This is a genomic window from Caballeronia sp. M23-90 (assembly GCF_053574605.1).
Genome location: NZ_JBSIPA010000809.1, coordinates 1 through 1,391, shown reverse-complemented (window position 1 = coordinate 1,391; position 1,391 = coordinate 1). Strand labels below are relative to the sequence as shown.

The 1,391-nt window shown below is 62.0% G+C and carries 2 protein-coding genes and 1 pseudogene; 2 read left to right on the top strand and 1 reads right to left on the bottom strand.

What is annotated here, in order from left to right; translation table 11 throughout:
• Nucleotides 1–362 (top strand): annotated as a pseudogene (locus tag ACRXB1_RS36040) (hypothetical protein); the annotation flags it as partial.
• Nucleotides 363–375: 13 nt separating this feature from the next.
• Here the strand turns inward: ACRXB1_RS36040 and ACRXB1_RS36035 are convergent.
• A complete protein-coding gene (locus tag ACRXB1_RS36035; protein WP_062002640.1) occupies nucleotides 376–744 on the bottom strand; it encodes a hypothetical protein in 369 nt (122 codons plus the stop codon).
• Nucleotides 745–1,133: 389 nt separating this feature from the next.
• Here ACRXB1_RS36035 and ACRXB1_RS36030 point away from each other — a divergent pair.
• Nucleotides 1,134–1,391 (top strand): hypothetical protein (locus tag ACRXB1_RS36030; RefSeq protein WP_449494775.1); only part of this gene is annotated, 258 nt, incomplete at its 3' end.

Below are 1,391 nucleotides of genomic sequence, written 5' to 3'. Positions count from 1 at the left end.
TGTCGGGCGCGCCGGGCGTCCAACGCATCGATGTCGGCGGCCCCAGCGGTTACAAGACCGAGGTTTCGATCACGCCGCCCAAGCAGGTCTGCGATCTCGACGCGTTTGCCGATGGCGTCGAGTATGGCTACGCGTACACATGGAACCGCCTGCTCATGGAGCAACTGCGCGACTCGGGCAAACCCGCGACGCCGCCGAAAGCCCAGTTCGATCCTGCTGGCATCCGTCTGCAGGACGAGCAATACAAGATTGTCTGGAACGGCGACCAGCGCGTGAATGCGTGCGCGTCTGACGGGTACCTGATCGGACGGATCGTCGGCACGCACCAGGCTTATGTCGATATGAAGGGCGGCGCGAGCTGAGCGCGAGGGCCGGTCAGTCGCACTTGTGGGCATCGGCCACGTACACCGCTGCGCCCACGATATCGCCGTAAATCGTATAGCCCGTGCCGTTCGCCGAGGGTTCTGCGTCGATCAGCAGCAGGGTCTCGCCTTTGGCGCCATGCACGGTGATGACGTCGCCGTCGGCATTGGGCGTGTATTCGCCCGTCTTAAGCGGCCGCGCGGCCCAATGTGCCTTCACGCATGCGGCGAATGGCAGCACGGCGAGATGCGACGTCCCGGAACCCACCGGCACGGTCTTCACGAGCGAATCGTATTGCGTCACGCAGCCGCCCAGGGCGAGCGCCGTCACAGCGGCGGTAACGGTCAAGGCAAGAGCGGCAGCAAGGCGTGGCGTTTTCATTCGGTAGAACCTTTTTTATCGATGATAGATGCACCGCCGGGGCGTGCACTGGAGCCAAGATGCTACCCGCTCGGCCGATTCCTCGTAAAGAAAGCGCCCGGAAAGCGCCGGAAACCGCTGGGCAAACTGCTTGGCAAACCGCGCTTACCGCGCGATAACGGAACCCGCCGCGGATAAAAAGCATAGAATCGCCGACTTTTCTTAAGTCCAGTCAACCATCGCCGATATACAGGCGTTGCTAACCGTAACGTTCCGTTCAGGTTTATGAAACCTGGGAGCGCGGGGAAGAGCGACAACGGTCCGGCGCGCAGCCGATCAGAACCAAGAACCAACAAGAACGCTACATGGCCGCAAGGCTGGAAAGCGTTGGAGCAAGTCCGGTAATTCGCATGTCTCGCAGAAATGTCGTTCGTTCAGTTCTTCAGCCGGAATCGCTGCTCCGTTTAACACGGTCGTGGCGGTTGCAGCGTTTCACCGCCCCGGTCCTTGCGCTCGTCGTGTGCGCGCTGCTGCTGGTGGTTTTCCAGCACTTGTCGCACGCGGTCAACTATAAGACGGTCGTTCACCAGCTTCTCGCGCTCTCCTTCGAGGCGTGGGCCGGTGCGCTCCTTGCCACCGCGCTGAGCTACGCGGCGCTGGTCGGCCGA